The organism is Photobacterium sp. GSS17 (assembly GCF_028621875.1).
In the GTDB taxonomy this organism is placed as follows: domain Bacteria; phylum Pseudomonadota; class Gammaproteobacteria; order Enterobacterales; family Vibrionaceae; genus Photobacterium; species Photobacterium ganghwense.
On sequence record NZ_CP117517.1, the window covers coordinates 1,396,386 to 1,417,520 of the forward strand.

Consider the following 21,135-nt stretch of genomic DNA (forward strand, 5'->3'; position numbering starts at 1 on the left):
GATTTTGTTTTGATCTGAGAAGTCTGGCTCTGTATCGCTGAATCTATCCTGAATAATAACGTTGAATGGTTAGAAAGTAATGATCTTATGTGACTTTTTGTTTACTCTGGCATGCCCGCAAGGGATAAAAAATAACCACAACAAGGAAAGAGTAAATGGACATTTCTTGGTTTCACCTCGGGCTGCTGGTGAGCACCGGCTTTCTTGCCGGCATTATTAATACGCTCGCCGGGGGCGGCTCAAACCTGACACTGCCTGCCCTGATGGTGATGGGAATGCCGGCTGAAGTGGCCAATGCTACTAACCGGGTCGGGGTCGTATTGCAGGGTCTGACCGCACTCCTTGGCTTCAGACATCACGGTAAGCTGGATGCCTCTGATACTGGCGGGATAATGGTACCCACCATTATTGGTGGCTTGTTGGGCGCAGCGGCGGCGGCTTACGCCCCGGCAGGAATTATCAAACCGTTGTTGCTCGGCACCATGCTGTCTATGGCGCTGATTATTTTGCTCAAACCCGCTATCGTTGCGCCCCCTCCGGGCACAGAGCCTCGTAAAGTGAAAGACACCCCGAGTTCATGGTGGGGGTTGGGGCTGGCAGGATTTTACGGCGGGTTTGTGCAGGCCGGTGTCGGGTTTGTGTTGCTGGCGGCATTGGCCGGGACGCTCCGCTATGATCTGGTTCGGGCGAATGCTCTGAAAATGTTGTGTACACTGGTGTTCACCGTCGTTGCTCTGGCGTTGTTTGTCATGGAAGGGCTGGTGATGTGGATCCCGGGTCTGGTACTGGCTGTCGGCACTATGGTGGGTTCTCATCTGGCGGTGAAGTTTGCCATTCGTGCTAAGCCGGAAACCCTGAAGTGGTTTTTGTTTGTAATGACGCTGTGTGGTTGTGTGGCAGCTATGCTGACCTAACCCTGTGTTAAACGCATTTAACGCAGGTCAAATCCGACGGAATAGGCAAAGCCAAACAAAAGAGCCAGCATAGCGCTGGCTCTTTTTGTGATAGCAGTTCGGCAGTAAAGACTATTACTTCACGTAGCAGGCAAATCCTTTCAGGTAGAAACCTTCCGGGTACGCGCTGTCCAGTGGGTGGTCGGCTGCCTGAGCGAAACGCTCAATGAACTGTACCTCACGGTTGGCATCCAATGCGGCATCAGCAATAATTTTCTGGAACAGGTTATTGTCCATCAGTCCTGAGCAGGAGTAAGTCAGCAGTGTGCCGCCTGGTTTCAGAATCTGCATCGCCAGCATATTGATATCTTTATAGCCACGACATGCGCCAACCAGCTGAGATTTTGACTCTGCAAATTTTGGCGGATCCATGATAACTACATCAAACAGCTCACCACGATCACGGTATTCGCGCAGCAGTTTGAAGACGTCGGCATTGAGAAACTCAGCATTCTCAAGCGGGTAGCCATTCATTTCGGCGTTCATGCGTGCGGTGTCCAGCGCAGGCTGAGACACGTCAACGTTCACCACCTGGCTTGCACCGCCTTTCAGGGCATACAGGCCGAAACCGCCGGTGTAACAGAAACAGTTCAACACACGTTTGCCGTTCACATATTTCACGGCAGCCTGACGGCTGTCACGTTGATCCAGGTAGAAACCGGTTTTGTGGCCGCCCACGATATCAACGTTGATTTTGACGCCATTCTCTTCAATGGCGACAAATTTTGGCGGTTCTTCGCCAGAAAGTACGCCGGTACGTTGTTTCAGGCCTTCCTTTTTCCGGACGGCAACGTCAGAACGCTCGTAGATACTGCATTCCGGGTAGCAAGTGTTCAGAGCTTCAATTAACGCTTCTTTTTGTGCTTCTGCACCGGCACTTAACAGCTGGCACACCAGAAAGTCCTGGTAGCGGTCAATGGTAATACCCGGCAGACCATCAGATTCAGCCGCAATCAGGCGGTAACCCGTCAGGCCATCTCGATCCGCCAGGATGTCGCGCAGCCCTTGCGCTGTTTTCAGACGTTTGATGAAAAAGTTAACGTCGATTGCTTCGTTACGATCAAAAGTCCATACACGTACACGGATTTGAGACTGAGGTGAGAAAGCACCACGTGCTAACCATTCGCCTTTATGGTCAAAAATTTCAACCGTTTCACCTAATGATGGCTTACCTTCAACGCGTTGGATACCACGAGAAAAGACCCAAGGGTGGCGGCGGCGAAGTGATTTTTCACGGCCTTTAACCAGATAAATAGAAGCTGTCATGACATGCTCTGTATGGATGGAAGAATGGGGGCGTATTATGTTGTCGAAACAGCGGAAAATCAAATTCTGAACAAAGAAAAAAGGGGAATGGTCCGCCATTCCCCTTGCCATGTGATGCGATATATCAGAGTGATCAGGCTTTAAGCCCGTTCATCAGCGACTCCAGCACTTCAGCCTGTTTGTTCAGTTGCTCGATTTCCTGCGCAGACTGGCTGATAACATCGCAGATTTGATGAGACTGGGTTCGCACCTGCTCAACATCTCCGGCGATATTGTCAGCTACGGCACCTTGTTGTTCGGCCGCGGCAGCAATTTCTGTACTTCGGTCAGAAATCAGTTGGTTGCGTTCCGTGATATGAGTGATTTCATTGTCGACAGAATGCATCAGGGACTCACTGCTCTGGGCGTTATCGACGGTATTTTTCATCACGGCCATCAGCTGCTGGCTGTGCTGCTGTAAAGATTCAATCATCTGCTGAATTTCAACGGTGGCACTCTGAGTACGCCCCGCCAGGGTACGAACTTCGTCGGCTACCACGGCAAACCCACGGCCTTGCTCACCCGCACGGGCGGCCTCAATGGCTGCATTCAGCGCCAGCAGGTTAGTTTGCTCAGAAATACCGTTGATGGTGGTAACAACGTCGTCGATTCTTGCGGCATTGCTGTCGAGCTCTGCAACGGCTTCCGCAGCCAGCGCAATCTCGGTGCTGAGGCGAGAAATGGCATCACGCGTCTGGTTCACCTGGGCGCGTCCCTGTTCCGAAACCTGTTGAGCTTCTCGGGTCTGCTCAGACGTTTCGTGGGCATGGCTGGCGACTTCGCGGATTGAGGTCGCCATTTCTTCGGTGGCGCTGGCCAGTGAGTCTAAATGCTGTTGCTGAGACGATGACAAGTGCTCGCTTTCCAGGCTGCGTTGACGAAGACTGCTGCTGATTTGCTGCATCAGGGCAGTCGCCTGCTGAGTCGCCAGAACCAACTGCTGTTCACGTTCGCTAACTTTATCAATCGTGATGGCAATGGTGCTGAATTCGTCACGGACTTTAAAGAAGTTCATGCGGTTAGTCAGATCACCGTCTGCCAGAGCCTGCAGCGCTTTATTGGTGGTAAACATGGCACCGCCAATAAATGTCATGATGTAGTACACCACGGCCATTGCCAGAACGATCAGGGTAGCCATTAATGCGATCTGGCCGGTGCTCAAATAGCTCAGCAGTCCCGGCATGTCAGTCGCACTAATGCTGTAGGCCATGCCCGGTACATTGGCTGTGATTGAGCCTGAGCTGGTGCCAACGGAAAGTCCGCTGTTCAGCAGTAAACCGGCGGCTTCTGAGGAAGGAATTTGATGCTGGGAAAGAATGCTTGCGGTGTTTTGCAGGTGTTGCGTCGTGATTTCAATACGTTGTTCATCTGCCGCGTCCACTAAAATAGAAGCTACGCTAACAATAGCGATGACGGGAAGAAGGAATAGGAGAGTGAATTTTTCCTGTATTGTTAAGTGGATAAGGTATTTGTCGATCCATCTGAATGCAACTTCTTTCATGTTAATTCCTATAAAACAGAAGCTTAGCAATGTGTGCTGATTGTAAAATAATATCGATTAATGGATAGAATACTTGAGGTGATGCATGTCACAAATTTGTGCAAAAGCCGTAGTGAATGGAATGGTGCAAGGGGTAGGGTTTCGATTCCACACTGCGCATGAGGGATTACGGCTTGGGCTGAGCGGTTATGCGAAAAACTTACCGGATGGCAGTGTTGAAGTACTCGCCTGTGGCAATGAGGTGCAGGTAGGGAAGCTCCTGGAATGGTTAAACAGAGGTCCGGCCACGTCCCGGGTTGATGGTATAGCCAGCGAAACCGTCGAATGGCGCCATGTTGATGGCTTTGAAATCATGTAAATCATGTACGTAAGGCACTGCACGATAATGGGACTGCACCATTGCACCATTGCGCCATAACGGAACTGGAGATTGCCTTCACGACAGTGTGAACAATCAGAGCACTTGTGGCGGTTAAGCGCTGTTCTGTATGTAAATTAAGTTATTAAGCCAATGAAGGCGTTAAGAGAATTCAGGGAAAGAATGAGCAAAGAGGCCAAGCTGTTGTTATGGCTTGGCCTCTTATTAATAGCAAAATCTGGGATGTCCGTTATCCACCATGCACTTTAAGGCTATGTGCATCTCATCTTAAATGCACTTCACCGGCTTAGGCAGGCCAGCCAGCTTTGTTGCTTGTTTTGCCGGACCTTTCGGGAACAGTTTATACAGGTAACGTGAGTTGCCTTTCTCTTCACCGTACTTTTTCGCCATAGCCTTCACCAGCATGCGAATAGCTGGCGAGGTGTTAAACTCTTGATAAAACTCACGCACAAAACGCACGACTTCCCAGTGTGCGTCAGTCAGTTCAATGCCTTCTTCCTGTGCCAGGACAGGAACCAAGGCTTCTGACCAGTCATCAGTGTGCTTTAAATAACCGTGTGCATCGGTTTCGATCTGTTTACCTTCAAATTCAAGCATGTTGCGCCTCGTTTTTGGAACGGGGAAAGAATAGTGATTATCGTGAGACGCTGCAAGTTTCCATTTGCGGCGAGTAAAGAGAAATTACGGCTGGAAAAATAAATTGGTACAAGGAAGAGGAAAGGTGGCGACAGAATGAAAAAAGCGCCCGAAGGCGCTTTTTGAATGAAATGGAATATTGCCAAGATGAAAACGGCAGCTGTATATTCGTTGGCTATACGCTGATGTTCAGCTTCTGACCACTAGCGAATTAGTCGTCACTGCCCATTACGCCCAGGATTTGCAGCAGGCTCAGGAACAGGTTGTAGATCGACACATACAGAGACACAGTCGCTGAAATGTAGTTAGTCTCACCACCACGCACAATGCTCTGGGTCGTTAGCAGAATCGCTGCTGATGAGAACAGTACAAACATACCGCTGATAGCCAGAGACAGCATTGGCATTTGCAGGAAGATGTTCGCAATCATGGCAACAACAATGGCCACGAAACCAGCCAACAGCATGCCGCCCAGGAAAGACAGATCACGCTTGGTGGTCAGGGCGTAGGCTGAACACGCAAAGAACGTCAGAGCTGTACCACCCAGTGCAGGGATAATGGCATGGCCAAGACCTGCGCCGACGTACATGTTCAGAATTGGACCCAATGTATAGCCCATGAAGCCTGTCAGTGCGAATGTGAAAACCAGCCCCAAGCTGCTGTTGCGGTTCTTTTCTGTCAGGAACAGCAGACCGTAGAAGCCAACCAGAGTCAGAATCAGACCGGGGTGAGGCAGGTTCATCGTCATTGCAAAACCGGCAACAACGGCTGACCAGACCAGCGTCAGAGATAGCAGGAAGTAAGTGTTACGTAGAACCTTGTTGGTAGATAGTACGCTCTCGTAAGCTGTGTCACGATTGACAATACGATCGTTCATAAATAGTCCCCTCAGGGTTAGTTATGTAGATATTCTGATAATACATAGATTGGGGCGAGTGTCGCCAATTACAAGTCGCTCGTTATTGGATGAGGCTTGCCCCAGGCATTGTATGTCAGTGTAACTGTTTGACAAAGATGATACTTAACAATTCCTTATCGTGGTGGCTAAAGTTGTAAACGAATGTTACAACCTGGCGGATCAAATCACTTCGAAGGTAATTGTTCAGCATCCCAAATGTAAAGAAGCTTGATGGTTTTGTGCTCATGCCATAAACCATCAAGCTTCTTTTTAAGTGCCAGTTTTCTTAAGTGCCAGTTTTCTTAAGTGCCAGTTTTCTTAAGTATCAGTTTTCTCAAGCATCAGATTGTTGAAGCGTCAGCGTAACGGCGGGGCGTATTGCAGTCCACCATCAGACCAGAGTGCATTGAGGCCGCGTTTAATTTTGAGTGAGGAACGCATGCCTACTGTGCGTTCAAAGCTCTCGCCGTAGTTACCTACTTGTTTGATGACCTGGTAACTCCAGTCGTCATTCAGGCCAAGTCCTTTGCCTTTCGGCCCTGACAAACCGATTAGACGGAGAATGTCGGGGTCATTAGATGCCTTCATGTCGTCCACATTGTGTGAGGACACTCCCAGCTCTTCAGCCTGAATCATGGTGAATAACGTCCATTTCACAATATTGAACCACAGGTCATCGCCCTGGCGTACAACCGGCCCGAGAGGCTCTTTGGAAATGATGTCAGCTAATACAACAGCGGTTTCCGGTTCTGCCAAATGCAGGCGCAGGGAATAAAGACCAGACTGATCTGCCGTCAGGGCATCACATTTACCGGCCTCAAAGCCTTTTACGGTTTCAGATGCGGTATCAAACGGGACTGAGGTATAACGGATTTCATGAAAGCGGAAATAGTCCTCCAGATTCAGCTCGGTGGTGGTTCCGGCCTGAACACAAATTCTGGCGCCATCCAGCTCGGTTGCTTTGCTGATTTCCAGTGACTTGTGAATCATAAACCCTTGACCATCGTAATAATTGATTCCGGCAAAGTTCAGCCCTAGTGCCGTATCCCGATTTAAGGTCCAGGTCGTGTTGCGTGAAAGAATGTCGATGTCGCCCGATTGCAGCGAGGTAAAACGCTCTTTGGCGGTGAGGGGAATGTATTTGACCATGTTTTTGTCACCGAGCGCGGCTGCGGCGACAGCCTGACATAACTCCACATCTAACCCGTTCCATTCGCCTTTGTCATTCGGGTAAGAGAAACCGGGCAGCCCGGTACTCACACCGCATTGCAAATAACCTTTTTGCCGAATTTGCGCCAATGTTTCTGAAACCAGCGGTTGTGTTTTGTTGTTTTGTTCGGACAGCAGTTTTTCCAGCTCCATGACTTTTTGCTGGAGCGCCATGGTATCGGTAGGGAGGTTGGCGATGCCTCCGGGCGATGACTGGGAGAGTTGTTGCTCCAGGACGTCAATTTTATTCTGAAGTTGCTGAATCAGTTCCTGATCCCGGGCTGTGCCGTCATCACAGCCTGCCAGAAAGAGCAGGGCTGAAGGGATAAGAAAGGTAAAGGTCATGGATTGCTTCATAAATACGTCCTGTCATTCCTTCTGCAATGAGAATAATCGGCACGGAATGGCCTCACCCGGAAGAGTGAATATTAACTATCTGTTTTTCTTGTCACTATTGAGTATAGAAACAGTTTGAAATACTGCTAGTGGTTTACTCAAAGGATCAAGGTTGATGGATGTACCACTCTAGTGGCTTATTATGAAAAGGTTGGATTCGGTAGTTTCATTTGATGGCCAGGTTTTATGACTAGTTTTGATTGCTTAGCTTTGGTGATTTCATAGTAGTCTTGTTGGTTGTTTGAGCAATCAATCACAAGTGCCAATAAAAGGCTTTACAGCAGGCTGCGGGATGATTAGTATTCTTTGCTCACGGAGAGATGGCTGAGTGGTTGAAAGCACCGGTCTTGAAAACCGGCATACGTTAATAGCGTATCTAGGGTTCAAATCCCTATCTCTCCGCCACATTCGAAAAAACCGCTGCATTGTCAGCGGTTTTTTTATGCCTGAATGATCCGTCCCAATCTTGTCGGCATAGCCATACCGCTGGTAGCAGCAAAACTGCTGGTATCATCCAGTCAGTTGGTACTATCAAACACGTAAAAACGCCCCGTCGCAGGACGGGGCGTTTTATTATGATATTGCTTCTGCAAGTTAGTAAGAGACTTTGATGGTCACTGTGGCGACATTCGATAGGTTTCCATAGCTGTCTTTCACGGTGTAAGTGAAAGTAGCATCCTTGGCACGAGTCGCGGTGTAGGTAAAGCTGCCGTTACCATGATTTTCCAGTTTACCGAGCAGTGGGTCCGGGCCATTGATCACGTTGACGCTGTTCATATCGATAGTTGCGCCGTCAGCGTAATCATTGCTTGTTACATCAAATGTCACTTTGTACCGGTATTTCACTGAAGGGTAGTCATCCTTGGCGTATACCGAACTAACCGGCTTGTCATTCATGAATGGTTCGATTGGAGACAGCCCTTTGGCATAGCGACCGCCAGCACCAACCATAGGTACTTCCATCCATTCTTCTTCCGCGATACCGTTGCCGTTATCAGTGACCGCGTATTCATCACCGATGGCACCGACAGGAACGTGCAGTTGTGGATGGTCAAACGGTGCTTTCTCCCAGCGAACCCGCTCATCTGTCAGCGTTTTCAGGAACGCGACAAGCGCGTATTTCTCTTCCAGAGTCAGTCCCAGGTTATTGATGTCTGGATCCAGGTTAGAACCGTTTTCACCAAATCCGGTTGAGTCGCCGTGTCCTTCCATCATGTCTTCACGGTTACCACCACGGTTATAGAAAGTCACTACCTGGAACAGGGTCGACATGCTGCCGTTGTGCATGTATGGGCCGGTCAGCTCAACATTGCGCAAACTTGGTACTTTGAAGGAACCATCAACCGCATTCCGCTCGTCAGATTTAACCGGTTCATTTGGATCGACTTCAAACGTATTGTGGTCGACCTCGAAGCTATCCGGCACATTCTTACCCGCGGCCATTTGCTGCGCCTGACGAGTGAAAGATAGTGGGTTGCCCCAAGGATCATCACCACCTAACCCAATGTCTTCCTTGGTTGGACGTACACCGATGTTGTAGAAGCCGTTATCGTAGATCGCCGCGTTGTTATCGCCCATGATCATCCGTTCAACCAGCCCCCCTTCCTGTTGCTCAGGGTTTAGATGGGTTGCGGCTTTCGAGAACTCAGGTCCACTATGACAGTTAATACACTTACCTTTCCCGACAAACAGTTCCATCCCTTTGATTTCTTCGTCAGTCAATGCGTATTTATCACCTTCTACATATTGGTCATAACGTGAGTCATCTGAAATCAGCGTCGCTTCATAGAGCTGAATGGCCAAACCCCAGAACAGGCTGAAGTTGTGCTCGATTTGCTCAAAGTCATCGATCTTACGGCTGTAGCCCCAGAGATCTTCATGGAAAGCATCCTGAATCATCTGACGATAGCTCGTACGCAGACCATTGTTAGGGTAGGCACTCAGATAACCCAGTACGCTATCGGTTTTGTCGACTTGCTGCAGCCCCAGAGGAACCAGACGCAGCAGTTTTTTTGCCATGGACTGGAAGGCTTTAGATGCACAGGTCATCTCAAAATCACTTCCTGGAGGCCCTACCGCCTGAGATGCAGCACTGGAGTTAACCAGATTCACTTCCTTCAGGTTAATCGTGTTGCTGTAGCGATCAAAGTGCATAACTTTGGCATCTTTGTTGCGACGGCCAAATGGGTCAATTCCATTGAACACGTTATTCGCCCGGCCATCCCAGAAGTTACGGAAGTTGAAAATGGCGTTAATGACGGTAGGCGTGTTACGTGGCTCAACCCGGCGGGTACCAATGTTGGTGACATGGAAGATGTCATTGATGTTGGTACATCCCTCACGGCCATCGGTGAAGTGTTGGTCGTAGTCGGCACCAAACAGATCATCGAAGGTACTGGCAAATACCCCTTGAGACGAGACAACGTCATCACTGTCGAACATTACATAAGATTCACGATCGTCTGGGTTTTGATACACACGGAATGGGAAATCTTCTTTTTTCAGTGTGTAGTTAGGACCACCATGACCAGTACGGGTCGGGTCAAAAATCTCACGTTTGTCTTCTTCGGTATGTTTTAAACCGGGGCTAAGCTGGTTTTTAATCCTGTTATCAGCCCCTGCGTGGAAGTGACAACTGGCACAACTTTGCCCCTGGCTACCTGCCTGCATTTCCCAAAAAAGTGCTTTACCTAATTTAATCGCGGCATTTTTGTCTTTGACATATTTTTCTATCCCGTAAACGGGCGCGGGCTGGATCCCTTTCATCGATTTCAGTACAGAGAGATCGACAGGCTCCGGTGTTGGTTCGGCCACTTCAGCGATCGCGATACTGGCGGTTAAGCCTAATATGCATGACGCTATTATCGCTTGAAGTTGACGTTTTTTAGAAAACTTCACTTCGTTCATCACTCACCCCTAACTTCCATTTTTACAAACTGTTAGTTTTTTATTACGAGCGGAAACTCGTGAAATAAAGATGGGTGAAACGCGAAGTCTTGATTATTAACTTTGTGAATAACGGTACTTTTATTGATTTAGAAATTAAGCCGGAAATATAGACAATTGCATTAGGGGTAATAATTCAGTCTTATCCGCGATGCGGGTAGCGAAAGTGAGGATATGTCCCAAAGCTGGACTAAGTCTTTTTTATGCCAGCTATGAATATTCTGACGATAACTCACCACAAAATAGGACAATTTTTCTGAGAGCTTTTTAAGCCAATCGGGGAGGTGTAAATATGCAACCTGCGTTGTCTCATAAGATTTCGCACCAATCTTAAGATTGGCTTCAGAACCTCGCAAGACCGCCTGAGACATGCGACAGTTGTTCTAAAAATAAAAAAGCGCAGCCTGAGCTGCGCTTGATTGGGTTTCATCGTACGTGGTGCGGGTTACGCCTTAGCGAGTTTGCTTTCCAGCGCAACGGCATCGACAGGCTTGGTGATGAAAGACAGGAAGACTGCTACTGCCATCATACAGGCACAGATCGTGTAAGCCAGTGTGTAAGTACCGGTTGTGTCAACCGCGACTGCTGCAACCACAGGGCCGATAAAGCCACTGATACCCCATGCGGTGTAAAGTACGCCGTAGTTTGCACCGTAGTTTTTCAGACCGTAGTAATCAGCAGTAATAGATGGGAACACTGCCAGCAGGGTGCCGTAACCGACACCTGCCAGTGCTGCGCCAATCATCAGCGTAAAGTCTGAATTGAAGCTCGCAAACAGCGCCATGTTGATGCCTTGCATGATGAAGGCAAGCATCAGGGTTTTCACGCCGCCAATCTTATCAGACAGGATACCTGCAACGACGCGGCCACCAGAGTTGAAGATCGACAGGATCACAACCAGGTAAGCGGCTTCGGTGATGTTAGCCTGTTGGGCGGCAATAGAGGTGATGTTACCGATCACCATCAGACCTGCCGATGAAGCCAGTGCAAACATCAGCCACAGTGAATAGAACTGCGGGGTTTTGACCATTGCACGCCAGTTGATATCAACCGGTTTAGACGCTGGCTTGTTCGCGGCATTGGCAGGTGCTTCTGGCTGGTAACCGGCTGGTGGGTTGTTGATGGTACATGCCAGTGGCACTGCAATCAGCAGGACAGCCACACCCAGAATCATGAAGCTGGTATTGATACCGAAGGTGCCAATCAGGCTGGACGTCAAAGGAGCCAGGTAAACCGCAGCCAGACCAAAGCCTGCAGCAATCAGACCGTTTACCAGGCCTTTCTTCGACGGGTGGAACCATTTCATGGCTGATGGTGCCAGACAGGCGTAACCAAAACCGATACCGCAACCGGTCATCAGGCCAAAAGTCAGAATCAGCAGAAGTGGTGACGTCGCAAAGCTGGAAATGATCATACCCAGGCCCACCATTACGGTACCCAGAATCAGGATACGGCGTGGACCCATGCGGTCTTGCAGCACGCCTGCAATCAGCAGAGATACAGAGAACGCGATGACCGCGACAGTATAAGGCATTGAGGCATCAGCATTAGACCAACCCAGGTCAACGACCAGCGCTTGCTTAAATACACTCCAAGCGTACAGAATGCCCATACATAAGTTAATACAGAAACCTGCCAGCAGGATCTGCTTAGCTCTATCAAATTTTTTCATTTTGCTCTCAGTCACCACGAACAAAGCCGCTACCGCGAAGACAGCGGGCTTTCTACTAAAATTTTTTTGTCTTTAATCAACAAAAATGACATTTTTGCCAAGGGAGCGCGGATTCTATCAATATTTTTTTGACAGAAAACAGATAGACACATCCTGTTACAAATGTTTGTCGGGCGGATAACAGCTGTCATCGGTTTGTTTTCATTTATAACATCGTAATTCAATGGGTTACATTCGCTTCAGGTGTGCAGGGGAATTCAGGAAAATGTTTCCCCGCCATACAGGATGGCGGGGAGGGCGCTATATCGGGAGCGTGTGTTAGTTTGAAAGGATACTGAAGATTTTGTCTTTAAGCTGGAGGCGTTCAAGTTTGAGTTGCGTGAAGTGGTGGTCGTCTGTCGGAATGTTGCTGCCTTCTAAACCTCGAATTTTATGGTCAAGATGATGATAACGATCTGCCATCCTTTTAAAGTGTTCATCGGATGTCTTCAGTTCTTTGATTCTGTCACTTAGTTCTGGGTACTCAATGAAGAGCGAGTGATTTTCACCTAACATCGTGATACTCCGTAATTTCAGCTTATGGACCACCGCTTGCAACGGCCTCGTGAGAAAGCGTGTACGGCACTACCGTGTTGCTTTCGGTTCCTAGCGCACCCAGAGTGAAGAAAGTCATTATTGTCGTAATACAACGTTTGTATGGCGCTGATTACTTTATAGTGCTCTTGCGAACAATGCCGCATACAGCGAACCGCTAAGATAATAATAGCTGTGGATTCCTGAAACAGAAAAGGCCAGGTGATTAACCTGGCCTTTTCATGAGTAAGTGGCGACTTACTGGATAAAGCTGATATAGGCTTGTAGTACCACTAGGTTAGCGATATCAATGAAGAACGCGCCGACGATAGGGACTATCATGAATGCCTGCGGAGATGGCCCGTTACGAGAGACCAGCGAGCCCATGTTCATTACTGCCGTCGGGGTTGCCCCCATACCGAAGCCACAGTGGCCTCCGGCAATGACCGCTGCATCATAGCTACTGCCCATCATTCGGAATGTCACAAAGTAGGCAAACGCAGCCAGACACAGAGTCTGTACCGACAGAATAATCAGCATCGGCAGAGCCAGACCCAGCAGTTCCCACAGTTGCAGGCTCATCAATGCCATCGCCAGGAAGAGCGACAGAGAGATAGTGCCCAGGGCATCCACGGTTTCCGTGTTGACCTTGTAAGCCTTGGTTGTCTCACACACATTGGTGATGAAAACACCAATAAAGAGGGCGTAGACAAAGTCCGGGATACGAAGCCAGCTGATTCCAAAGCTATCCACAAACGCTTTAAAGTGAGCGGCACCCGCGACACAGATTAACAGAATAAACAGGGTTTCAATCGTGTTCTTGGCGGTGATGCGATCTTCTTCATGATCGATATACGTCACCAGATCAGGATGCTCAACATGATGTTTCTCACCCGGGCCAAAATCCGATTTAAGATTGAATTTGTTAATCAGTCGCTGAGCGACAGGGCCACCAATGATGCCACCCATTACCAGGCCGAAGGTCGCGGCTGCCATCGACAGCTCCAAAGTGTTCAGATTGAACAGCTCACTGTAGGTTTGTGACCAAGCTGCACCGGTTCCATGACCACCAGACAGGGTAATAGACCCCACCATCAGTCCCAGAAGCGGATCCAGGCCAAGCATGCTGCTCATTCCGACACCTACGGCGTTCTGAATGACAATAAAGATGGTTGCCACGGCCAGGAATAAGAAAACCCGAGAGCCTCCTTTAGCCAGTAATTTAAAACTGGCCGCCAGACCAACGGTGGCAAAAAACATCTGCATCAGTGTGTTTTTCAGGCTTAGCTGAAAAGTAATATCGATACCTTGCTTGTGCAAAATGGTAATAATCAAGGCAACGATAAGGCCCCCGACAATAGGCTCGGGAATATTGTACTTTCTGAAGATCTTTACTTTGCTATTAACGAAATAGCCAATAAAAAGCACAATAATCGCTATCAGAAACGATTCAAGTTCACTTACTTGTACGACTGTATTCATGATTATGTCTTTGCATTGTTTTTTTAGGTGGCCATATTAACTCCTAAATAAGCACCTGCATATATTGCTATCCCGAACAAAATGTTGTAGGTCTCCAGTTTCTATGTTGTTGTGATTGTTTAATTTTTTGATGTGTTTCTTGTATCTTGATAATGCTTTTGGTGTATTTGTTAAAATATTGTTCGTTGTTGGCGTAGTTAACCTGAAGGCGAAAATTAAATGTCAGATTTAATATTCGCTCAAAGGTTCACCACCAAACCCGCTGTAGCACTTAAAAATCATGACCCTGTCAATTCTCTGAATGTTTCGAAGACGATGAATATCAGCAACTATCATTCTGGTGAATTGTAATCGAACTGTTAAGGATGAATATGTTGCGGCTAAATAGTAGCCATCTGACTAAAAGCAGGATTATATTGCGTAAAACTACCAAAAATTAACTTAAAAAATTTGAAATTAATTGGCTTTTTATTATATCGCGAGAGTGATAACGGCATTGAAGGGGGGATGTTGTGATTAATAAATCAGCGTTTCATTGTATTGAAGTCACAAATTTATCGCTCTTCTGAGAATCGTTAATAAAGAAGAGCGACAAAAGTGGGGGAGGGATTAACTGGGTTTTCTCAATTTCAGGTTTTTGCGCAGTTGTTGAATATATGCAATTCGGTCAGGGTTTGCCGGAGCACTGGTTGGTTTTAGCTGTTCCATCGCGCTGGCTTCATTTTGTGTCATGCAGCGGCCATTCACCCGGTAGTGCGGTTGCTTTGATTCAACCGTCGCCTGTCGGGAAGCATCTTCCTGTGCTTGTGCCATTGCTTCGCGTGCCAGGCTTTGGTTCGTCGGATCCTGAACTACGTATTTGTGTCGTAATGGCTGACCCTGTTGCTGTTGTTGGTCACGTTGTTTGATGTAGTTTTCAAGATGCTCACTGAAACTCATGTTACACACCTAATCACGTTGGGTTTTCTTAACGGTATAGCGCCAAAGGCAGATTTGCAATTAAAACCCGTGCTCGCTCAGAGGACAGATTCGTTGTCCTGTGTAATATACTTATTTTCGAACGTATTAACAGGGACAGGGTGACCAAAATAATAGCCCTGAAATTCCTCGACCCCAATGCTGGCCAGAAAACGCTGCTGGGGATCGGTTTCCACGCCTTCCGCGACGACCCGCATGTTCAGGTTATGTGCCAGTTCGACAATAGAACGGGTAATGGTGACATTATCCTGGTTCCATGGCAGCTCTTTTATAAACTCACGGTCGACCTTCAGGATGTGAATAGGAAAACGGCTCAGGTAAGCCAGTGAGGAATAGCCGGTGCCAAAATCATCCACTGCGATTTTTACTCCCAGCGCTTCCAGTTTGACAAGACGATCCAGCGCGGTCGTTACGTCGGACATAATGACGGATTCAGTAATTTCCAGCTCCAGGAAGTTGGGGTCACACTGAAAATCTTCGATGGCTTGCTGCACCGTTTCGACCAGGTTGGAGTTCAGCAGCTGGCGGGCTGATATATTCAGCGCAAAATTGATATACACGCCGTTTTCCTGCCAGGCCCTGAGTTGTTGACACGCCGTGCGGATAAGTTGTTGACCTACCTGAATGATCAAGCCGGAGCGCTCCAGAATCGGAATTACCTCAACAGGCGGTTGAATCTCACCGGCTTCATTGTGCCATCTCAGCAGTGCTTCAACACCGCACAGAGTGTGGTTTGTGGCATTCACCTTGGGCTGATAGTAAAGTTCGTATTGGTCGGAACCGATGCTTTTACGAAGCTCTGACTCCAACTGGAGTTTCAGCAAGCTTTCTCGACCCATCTCGGGTGTGTAGTAACAGTAACGGTTCTGGCCTTCTTCTTTAGCCCGATACAACGCGATGTCTGCATGTTTGCTTAGCTCATCGGCCGTACCGGCATCCATCGGGTAGAGGCTTATCCCGACGCTGGCGGTCAGAAAGACTTCTTTATTATCGACACACATGGGGTCTGAGATATGCGTAATAATCCGTTCTGCCAAGCGACTGATGTGTTCGACTGTCATCTCACCACAAATGAGGATGGCAAACTCATCCCCCCCCAAGCGCGCAAGAAAGTCTGTTTCGCGTAATATATGCTGAATTCGTCCGGCCACAGTCTGGATGAGCTTGTCACCGAAGTCGTAGCCGAACGAGTCATTGACTTGTTTGAAATGGTCCAGATCCACCGACAGAAGTGCCACACACAGCTCCGGGCGATGATGACCATTGATGGTACTGTCGATTTTCTGCTGGAGCAGGGTGCGGTTGGGCAGTTCGGTCAGTAAATCAAAATGGGCCAGCTTTTGCAGGCGTGTCTCGAACAGAACCCGTTCGGTAATGTCTTTCCCGGTCGAGATATAGTGGCTGATTTTGCCCCTGCTGTTGCGTATAGGTGAAATCGTTTTTTCTTCGTAGAGCACATCTTTGTCATCTTGCTCATGCGCAATCACCCGTTGTACCGTCATCCCTAGTTTCAACTGCTCCTGCACTTTGATCAGTTCATGGTTACTTGGCAATGACTGGCGCAGCAGGCGGGTAGACTGAGTGCCGACAATTTCTTTTGAACGCACGCCATTCTGCTTTTCAAACGAAGGATTTACGTATTCAACAATCCCTTTATAGTCGGTGATAATGATAGCGTCGTTACTCTGCTCAAGTGCGCGCGAGAGGCTTTTCAGCTTATCTTCACGCAATGACCACTCAGTGACATCCCGGATGTTCAGCAAAATTTCATCGCTTTCACTGTAGGTGGTTTCGGTTGCGATGATTTCAATATAGCGGGGGCGGATGCCTCTCAGCTGAATGGTGGCTTTAACGACGGGTGAAGCCTCGTTGCTTTGACCGACTTTTCGCTCATGCAGATCGTCGATCAGCTCTTTAAGCTGTTTACGGGTTTTTCCGCCCGCTACCAGTCGCAGCAGGTTTTTTCCGCTCAGGCTTTTATTCGGTAGCATTAAAATTTTGTGGGCTGCCGGATTCATCGTCAGCACGTTCATTTGCATGTCGAGCGTAATCAGCCCATCAGGCGCACTGGTTAACACGGTCTGATACTTAAGCGCTGCGTCTTCAACGTTGCGGGTCAGCCTGCGCTGAGCATTGAGCATCTGAGACAGGTGCCAGGTCAGGACAATACAGCCTGACAGCAGAGCGAGGATCAGAATGACAAAAGCCACAAACTTGATGATTCGTTGTTGTGAGAAAGCCAGTTCATCAATGGCATTGGTGAGATTTACCCGGCTGATGATAGTCCAGGGTAAGTCGGCACCGTCAAAAGGCAGGGTGAAGGGCTTATCGCCGGAGAAGCCTTTCCCGGAAAAAAAACGGGTAAAAGTATAGAGGTAGTCACCCGAAATAAACTGTCCTTTGGCATTTAGCTGAATTTGCTGCCACAGTGTCGGAAAGTCCTGATTGAAATCTGTCACTGCGGGATTGTTGGACGGCAGCATAAATTGCCAGGCGCTGGTTCTGTCCGGCCCGAGTAACCACTGTCCTTCATTGTTGACCAACCAGTTCTGGCTGTTCTGCCAGCCATACTGTTGGGTAAGTTCGTTCAGGTAATCCATCCCCAGATAATTTAGCCCGACCAGATAACTTTTCCCGTTCACTTTCAGATGGCTGAAAAAGCGAATCATGGGTTTGTAGGGCAGTTCTATCCGTCCATTTTCCATATTCAGGTCAAAGGGTGAAGTATAGATCTGGCCCGGAGGAATATTCAGGGCTTCGACGACGTACGGGCGATGGCTTTTATCTTGCAGTTGTTTATCTGGCACAACAGTGGTATTACCATCAACACTGTTAATACGGATAACTTCTTGGCCGTTTTCATCCAGAAGACGGACTTGATCATAATATCGACGTGTATTAGCCAGGCGTTTAAATGTCGCTGTTAATATTGTTAATGACTCATCAAAAGAATGGCCGGATAAGACAAACTCTTCACGCGATTTTTCACTTAAATAATGTAAATCTTCCAAGATCGGTGAAAAATGCAGTCGAGTGATGTGCAATGAAGAAATATGCCGGCTTTGTTCCCTTTCGTGGATACGCTGCTTTAACTGTTTTGCATCTTCTTGATAGATATAATAGGAAGCAACGGCTGTCAGCGATAGCAGAGGGATCAACAGAACCAGAAATCTCAACAATACTACCTTCATACATCTTCCATGATTAAGCCACATCAGAACTAAGTATAGGACCCGATTGCTTGCTGTCGTATAAAAAGTGAGTTTTCGTGCGTTTTCTTTCAAAAAGCATGATTTCTGCGAGTTGAAGCACAACTTTTTTCCGAATTAGCGTCAGTAAATTATCAGTTGGTAATAAGCTGAATGCCTATTTAATGATAGGTTAATAATTAAATGTCAGAAAAATAAAAGCTGCATTTAAATTGATTGTTATTACTGTCAATAATTAATGGATGTGTTTTTTCACAGGCAACTTAAGTATAGGTGCTTTTGTTTCACTTTTATAAATAAAAGGTGGTTACGTGACGGAAATAATAACAATGAAGCTAAAAAAGCAGGTGAGTCAACCAGCCTAAATACAGGTGGATAAAACAGGAAAAAAGCCAGTAGGGACAGACTGGGAAAAGTAGGGAAAACCTGCGGCAGACGAAAAGGGATAAGTTAGGGAAGGGGCATGATACCGAAGCCGCCAGCGTGGCTCCGGCTACTCATTATTATTGTTCTTCATAATGTGAGTGATGCCCGATGTCACGGGCTCAAAACAATCATGAAGTCATAACCATTACTGATCAATCAACCAGCCATTTTGAACAGCAAGGTCGATTTGCTGACAGGCGTAGGCCCACAGTTTGGGTGTCACTGCTTGCAGGTATTGATTACGTTTCAGTACTTGCTGCTTGGTGACGTTGTGCTCCACCCAGGTGCCGCCGTTATTGGCCATATTTTGAATGAGCGGCAGAATACGGTCCATGGCTTTGGCGAAGCGGGCATCGGCCGTTTCTGCTTGCTCGAACTCAATCCACAGCGCTCTCATTGCTTCAAATTGTTCGTCAGGCAGCAATCCGAACAAGCGATTAGCCGCGGCAATTTCTTGCTCTTCCTGATTATCCAGCTCATGTTGCGCGGCAAAAGCGAACGTGTCACCGGCATCGATCTCAACAATATCGTGAATAAGCAACATGCTGACAGAACGATTGATATCTACCGGCTCTTCGACATAGCTTTTCAGTACCTGCGCCATCAGGGCGATGTGCCAGCTGTGCTCGGCACTGTTTTCACGGCGGTTATTGTCTGGCTTGACCATGGTTTGACGTCGAACAGCTTTCAAACGGTCAATTTCTGTAATGAAGGCAAGCTGTTTTTCTAAATCGTTCATAAGGTCCTCTTTTTCTTAATATCCATGTTGCAAGTCGAGCAATCAGACAATGATAACCTGCGGCCAGCAAACGCCCGGTATTAAACACCTTTCACTGACGTTAAGCAAATGTACACAGGCCATTAGCCATGCATGCAGTGAGGTCAATCCAGGTTATCAGAGGTTTCGTCAAAACTGTCGCGCTAAAGGTTAACTGCCTGAAACTCAGCGCATTCTCCATTTTGCTGCCCGAATTGTCTAACACATGAGTCTTAATGCTTCCTGCTGCCCGCCTATACTCAGCGCATATTGCGAGTATCAGCACCCGGGCCGGTGTTATTCCGTCAGTGCCAAACAGTAAGGCGCTGATTAGCTGTTAGTTTGCAGCTATGAGTTAAAGCAAACAGTTACAAGCGAACAGTTTGACGTTACCTGCTACAAGTGGGTAGGTAACATAAGTGGCCAGCTTCGGTGCTGTACCGTCCTGTTGGGGTATCCGCCCTGATTCGTTATTGGAGCAAGTTTATGAAGATGTTCTCGGGCTTGGTGATGGTGGGAGTTTCGGTGTTGTTTGCGGGGTGTGGGAGTGATTCTTCCGACAGTGGTACCGGTAATGATGCGACAACGTTAGCCCGAATAATCGGCCCGGTTGAGAGTATTTCATATGATGATGAAACGTTAAGTGTTAATGGCCATCAGCTGGATGGCTCAGCGGCTACGGTGTCGTATGACGATAACACGTTCAGCTTCAATGATCTGGCTCAGGGGATGGTTGTCGAAGCCATCGTATCAGGGACACAGGCTCAGCGGGTTAGCCAGCAGATCACTTTGCAGCCGGTATTGAGTGGGCCGGTGACGGCGGTGTCTGCGGACAGTATTACCGTGAACGGGGTTGTTGTGGCAACCAGTGGCTCAGGGTTTGCTGTGGGCGACTGGGTGCTGGTTTTTGCGATGCTTCAGCCAGACGATTCCTGGCAGGTGCTGCATGTGGCCAAAACGCCTTCTCTCACGTCAGCAGAATTAGAAGGCGGGATTTCCCAGTTAGATACTGCCAGCAGTACTTTCTTGTTGCAGACGGTGAAGGTGGATTTCAGTAATGCGGTGATTGATGACAGCCGGCCATTGCTGGATGGTGCATGGGCGGAAGTACACGGTCAATTCTCAGGTGACACCTTTGTGGCCTCCCGTATTGAGGTTAAGCAAGGACGTGATGTCAGCGGGAGTGAATTTGAGGGCATAGTTACCTGGGTCAGTGATGACGGGGCGGAGTTTGAAGTCGGTGGATATCTGCGTGTCAAGGTTGATGGCAGTACTGTCTTTGATGATGGTTCTCCTGCGGACTTGAAACCCGGCGCCATCGTGGAATTAGATTTGGTCGAGTTGAATGGGCAACTGGTCGCAACAAAGGTTGATTTTGAATCTCAAGCCAGTGGTTCCAGTCCTTCTGTACCAACCAGCACCAGCTTTGAGTTTAAGGTGGAAGGTGAGGCCAGTTTTGCTGGCAATCAGCTAACGATTAACCAAATCCCTTTTATCGTTGATGCAAACACTGAGTTTGTGGATGGATTATCGCTCTCTTCCATCAATGGGATGTGGGTAGAAATTCAGGGACGTTCGTTGAATGGTGAACACCGAGCCAAGAAGATTGATCAGGAAAGCAAAGACAGTGAAATCAGCCTGGAAGGTGTCGTAAGCAGCGGCAGTCTGTGGGGCTATTCCGCTACAGATGGGACACTCGACAGCTTTGAGGGCAAATGGGCGGATGTGGAATGTCGGCGCTCGGAAAGCAATGAGCTGAGCCAGTGCCGTAATGAGCCTTAATACAACACAATGACCCCCTAATTTAACGTCCGG

The 21,135-nt window shown here is 48.1% G+C and carries 15 protein-coding genes and 1 tRNA gene; 4 read left to right on the forward strand and 12 right to left on the reverse strand.

Annotated features, from left to right (window positions below):
- The first annotated feature begins 155 nt into the window (after nucleotides 1-155).
- Entirely contained in the window at nucleotides 156-914 is a 759-nt protein-coding gene (locus tag PGW97_RS06180; RefSeq protein WP_047885679.1) for a sulfite exporter TauE/SafE family protein, read from the forward strand.
- Between the two features lie 114 nt (nucleotides 915-1,028).
- On the opposite strand, the gene PGW97_RS06185 is transcribed toward PGW97_RS06180, so the two are convergent.
- Complete coding sequence (locus tag PGW97_RS06185; protein ID WP_273859282.1) at nucleotides 1,029-2,219, reverse strand: class I SAM-dependent methyltransferase; 1,191 nt, start codon at nucleotides 2,217-2,219, stop codon at nucleotides 1,029-1,031.
- A gap of 133 nt (nucleotides 2,220-2,352) precedes the next feature.
- Nucleotides 2,353-3,759, reverse strand: a complete 1,407-nt coding sequence (locus tag PGW97_RS06190) for a methyl-accepting chemotaxis protein (protein WP_217392272.1) — start codon at nucleotides 3,757-3,759, stop codon at nucleotides 2,353-2,355.
- A gap of 85 nt (nucleotides 3,760-3,844) precedes the next feature.
- Here PGW97_RS06190 and yccX point away from each other — a divergent pair, with 85 nt between their 5' ends.
- The gene (yccX, locus tag PGW97_RS06195) at nucleotides 3,845-4,117 is read left to right on the forward strand and encodes an acylphosphatase (RefSeq protein ID WP_047885676.1); all 273 of its coding nucleotides are present in this window, start codon (nucleotides 3,845-3,847) and stop codon (nucleotides 4,115-4,117) included.
- A 288-nt stretch (nucleotides 4,118-4,405) separates the two neighbouring features.
- On the opposite strand, the gene tusE is transcribed toward yccX, so the two are convergent.
- The 3 genes from tusE to PGW97_RS06210 form a co-directional block, all read right to left on the reverse strand.
- Nucleotides 4,406-4,735 carry a sulfurtransferase TusE gene (gene tusE, locus PGW97_RS06200; RefSeq protein WP_047885675.1) on the reverse strand — a complete coding sequence of 110 codons (330 nt, stop codon included), beginning with the start codon at nucleotides 4,733-4,735 and terminating at the stop codon, nucleotides 4,406-4,408.
- A gap of 250 nt (nucleotides 4,736-4,985) precedes the next feature.
- Complete coding sequence (locus PGW97_RS06205; RefSeq protein ID WP_047885674.1) at nucleotides 4,986-5,651, reverse strand: Bax inhibitor-1/YccA family protein; 666 nt, start codon at nucleotides 5,649-5,651, stop codon at nucleotides 4,986-4,988.
- Nucleotides 5,652-6,029: 378 nt separating this feature from the next.
- A complete protein-coding gene (locus tag PGW97_RS06210; protein ID WP_443147109.1) occupies nucleotides 6,030-7,238 on the reverse strand; it encodes an amino acid ABC transporter substrate-binding protein in 1,209 nt (402 codons plus the stop codon).
- Nucleotides 7,239-7,591: 353 nt separating this feature from the next.
- Here PGW97_RS06210 and PGW97_RS06215 point away from each other — a divergent pair.
- Nucleotides 7,592-7,682 (forward strand) — tRNA-Ser (locus PGW97_RS06215).
- Nucleotides 7,683-7,871: 189 nt separating this feature from the next.
- On the opposite strand, the gene PGW97_RS06220 is transcribed toward PGW97_RS06215, so the two are convergent.
- The 7 genes from PGW97_RS06220 to PGW97_RS06250 all read right to left on the reverse strand — a co-directional run bounded on the left by PGW97_RS06220 (nucleotide 7,872) and on the right by PGW97_RS06250 (nucleotide 19,302).
- Nucleotides 7,872-10,184: a cytochrome c peroxidase gene (locus PGW97_RS06220; protein ID WP_053061850.1), complete on the reverse strand. Its 2,313-nt coding sequence runs from the start codon at nucleotides 10,182-10,184 to the stop codon at nucleotides 7,872-7,874.
- A 484-nt stretch (nucleotides 10,185-10,668) separates the two neighbouring features.
- Nucleotides 10,669-11,895, reverse strand: coding sequence for an L-lactate MFS transporter (locus PGW97_RS06225; RefSeq protein ID WP_047885673.1), 1,227 nt, complete (start codon nucleotides 11,893-11,895; stop codon nucleotides 10,669-10,671).
- Between the two features lie 318 nt (nucleotides 11,896-12,213).
- A complete protein-coding gene (locus PGW97_RS06230; RefSeq protein ID WP_047885672.1) occupies nucleotides 12,214-12,450 on the reverse strand; it encodes a YdcH family protein in 237 nt (78 codons plus the stop codon).
- Between the two features lie 276 nt (nucleotides 12,451-12,726).
- Nucleotides 12,727-13,950 (reverse strand): sodium/glutamate symporter, encoded by a 1,224-nt coding sequence (gltS, locus tag PGW97_RS06235; RefSeq protein ID WP_047885671.1) that lies wholly within the window; start codon nucleotides 13,948-13,950, stop codon nucleotides 12,727-12,729.
- A 609-nt stretch (nucleotides 13,951-14,559) separates the two neighbouring features.
- Nucleotides 14,560-14,889, reverse strand: coding sequence for a hypothetical protein (locus PGW97_RS06240; RefSeq protein ID WP_047885670.1), 330 nt, complete (start codon nucleotides 14,887-14,889; stop codon nucleotides 14,560-14,562).
- Between the two features lie 77 nt (nucleotides 14,890-14,966).
- Complete coding sequence (locus PGW97_RS06245; RefSeq protein WP_273859288.1) at nucleotides 14,967-18,119, reverse strand: sensor domain-containing protein; 3,153 nt, start codon at nucleotides 18,117-18,119, stop codon at nucleotides 14,967-14,969.
- A 589-nt stretch (nucleotides 18,120-18,708) separates the two neighbouring features.
- On the reverse strand, nucleotides 18,709-19,302 hold the full coding sequence (locus PGW97_RS06250; protein WP_217392403.1) for an HD domain-containing protein: 594 nt from the start codon (nucleotides 19,300-19,302) through the stop codon (nucleotides 18,709-18,711).
- A gap of 504 nt (nucleotides 19,303-19,806) precedes the next feature.
- Between PGW97_RS06250 and PGW97_RS06255 the strand changes: the two genes are divergently transcribed.
- Entirely contained in the window at nucleotides 19,807-21,102 is a 1,296-nt protein-coding gene (locus PGW97_RS06255; RefSeq protein ID WP_273859292.1) for a DUF5666 domain-containing protein, read from the forward strand.
- Nucleotides 21,103-21,135: the final 33 nt, after the last annotated feature.

What these genes read in the sequence shown, in the direction of transcription:
- PGW97_RS06180 (WP_047885679.1), top strand. Translation starts at nt 156, where the DNA reads ATGGACATTTCTTGGTTTCACCTCGGGCTGCTGGTGAGCACCGGCTTT.
- PGW97_RS06185 (WP_273859282.1), bottom strand. Translation starts at nt 2,219, where the DNA reads ATGACAGCTTCTATTTATCTGGTTAAAGGCCGTGAAAAATCACTTCGC.
- PGW97_RS06190 (WP_217392272.1), bottom strand. Translation starts at nt 3,759, where the DNA reads ATGAAAGAAGTTGCATTCAGATGGATCGACAAATACCTTATCCACTTA.
- yccX (WP_047885676.1), top strand. Translation starts at nt 3,845, where the DNA reads ATGTCACAAATTTGTGCAAAAGCCGTAGTGAATGGAATGGTGCAAGGG.
- tusE (WP_047885675.1), bottom strand. Translation starts at nt 4,735, where the DNA reads ATGCTTGAATTTGAAGGTAAACAGATCGAAACCGATGCACACGGTTAT.
- PGW97_RS06205 (WP_047885674.1), bottom strand. Translation starts at nt 5,651, where the DNA reads ATGAACGATCGTATTGTCAATCGTGACACAGCTTACGAGAGCGTACTA.
- PGW97_RS06210 (WP_443147109.1), bottom strand. Translation starts at nt 7,238, where the DNA reads ATGAAGCAATCCATGACCTTTACCTTTCTTATCCCTTCAGCCCTGCTC.
- PGW97_RS06220 (WP_053061850.1), bottom strand. Translation starts at nt 10,184, where the DNA reads ATGAACGAAGTGAAGTTTTCTAAAAAACGTCAACTTCAAGCGATAATA.
- PGW97_RS06225 (WP_047885673.1), bottom strand. Translation starts at nt 11,895, where the DNA reads ATGAAAAAATTTGATAGAGCTAAGCAGATCCTGCTGGCAGGTTTCTGT.
- PGW97_RS06230 (WP_047885672.1), bottom strand. Translation starts at nt 12,450, where the DNA reads ATGTTAGGTGAAAATCACTCGCTCTTCATTGAGTACCCAGAACTAAGT.
- gltS (WP_047885671.1), bottom strand. Translation starts at nt 13,950, where the DNA reads ATGAATACAGTCGTACAAGTAAGTGAACTTGAATCGTTTCTGATAGCG.
- PGW97_RS06240 (WP_047885670.1), bottom strand. Translation starts at nt 14,889, where the DNA reads ATGAGTTTCAGTGAGCATCTTGAAAACTACATCAAACAACGTGACCAA.
- PGW97_RS06245 (WP_273859288.1), bottom strand. Translation starts at nt 18,119, where the DNA reads ATGAAGGTAGTATTGTTGAGATTTCTGGTTCTGTTGATCCCTCTGCTA.
- PGW97_RS06250 (WP_217392403.1), bottom strand. Translation starts at nt 19,302, where the DNA reads ATGAACGATTTAGAAAAACAGCTTGCCTTCATTACAGAAATTGACCGT.
- PGW97_RS06255 (WP_273859292.1), top strand. Translation starts at nt 19,807, where the DNA reads ATGAAGATGTTCTCGGGCTTGGTGATGGTGGGAGTTTCGGTGTTGTTT.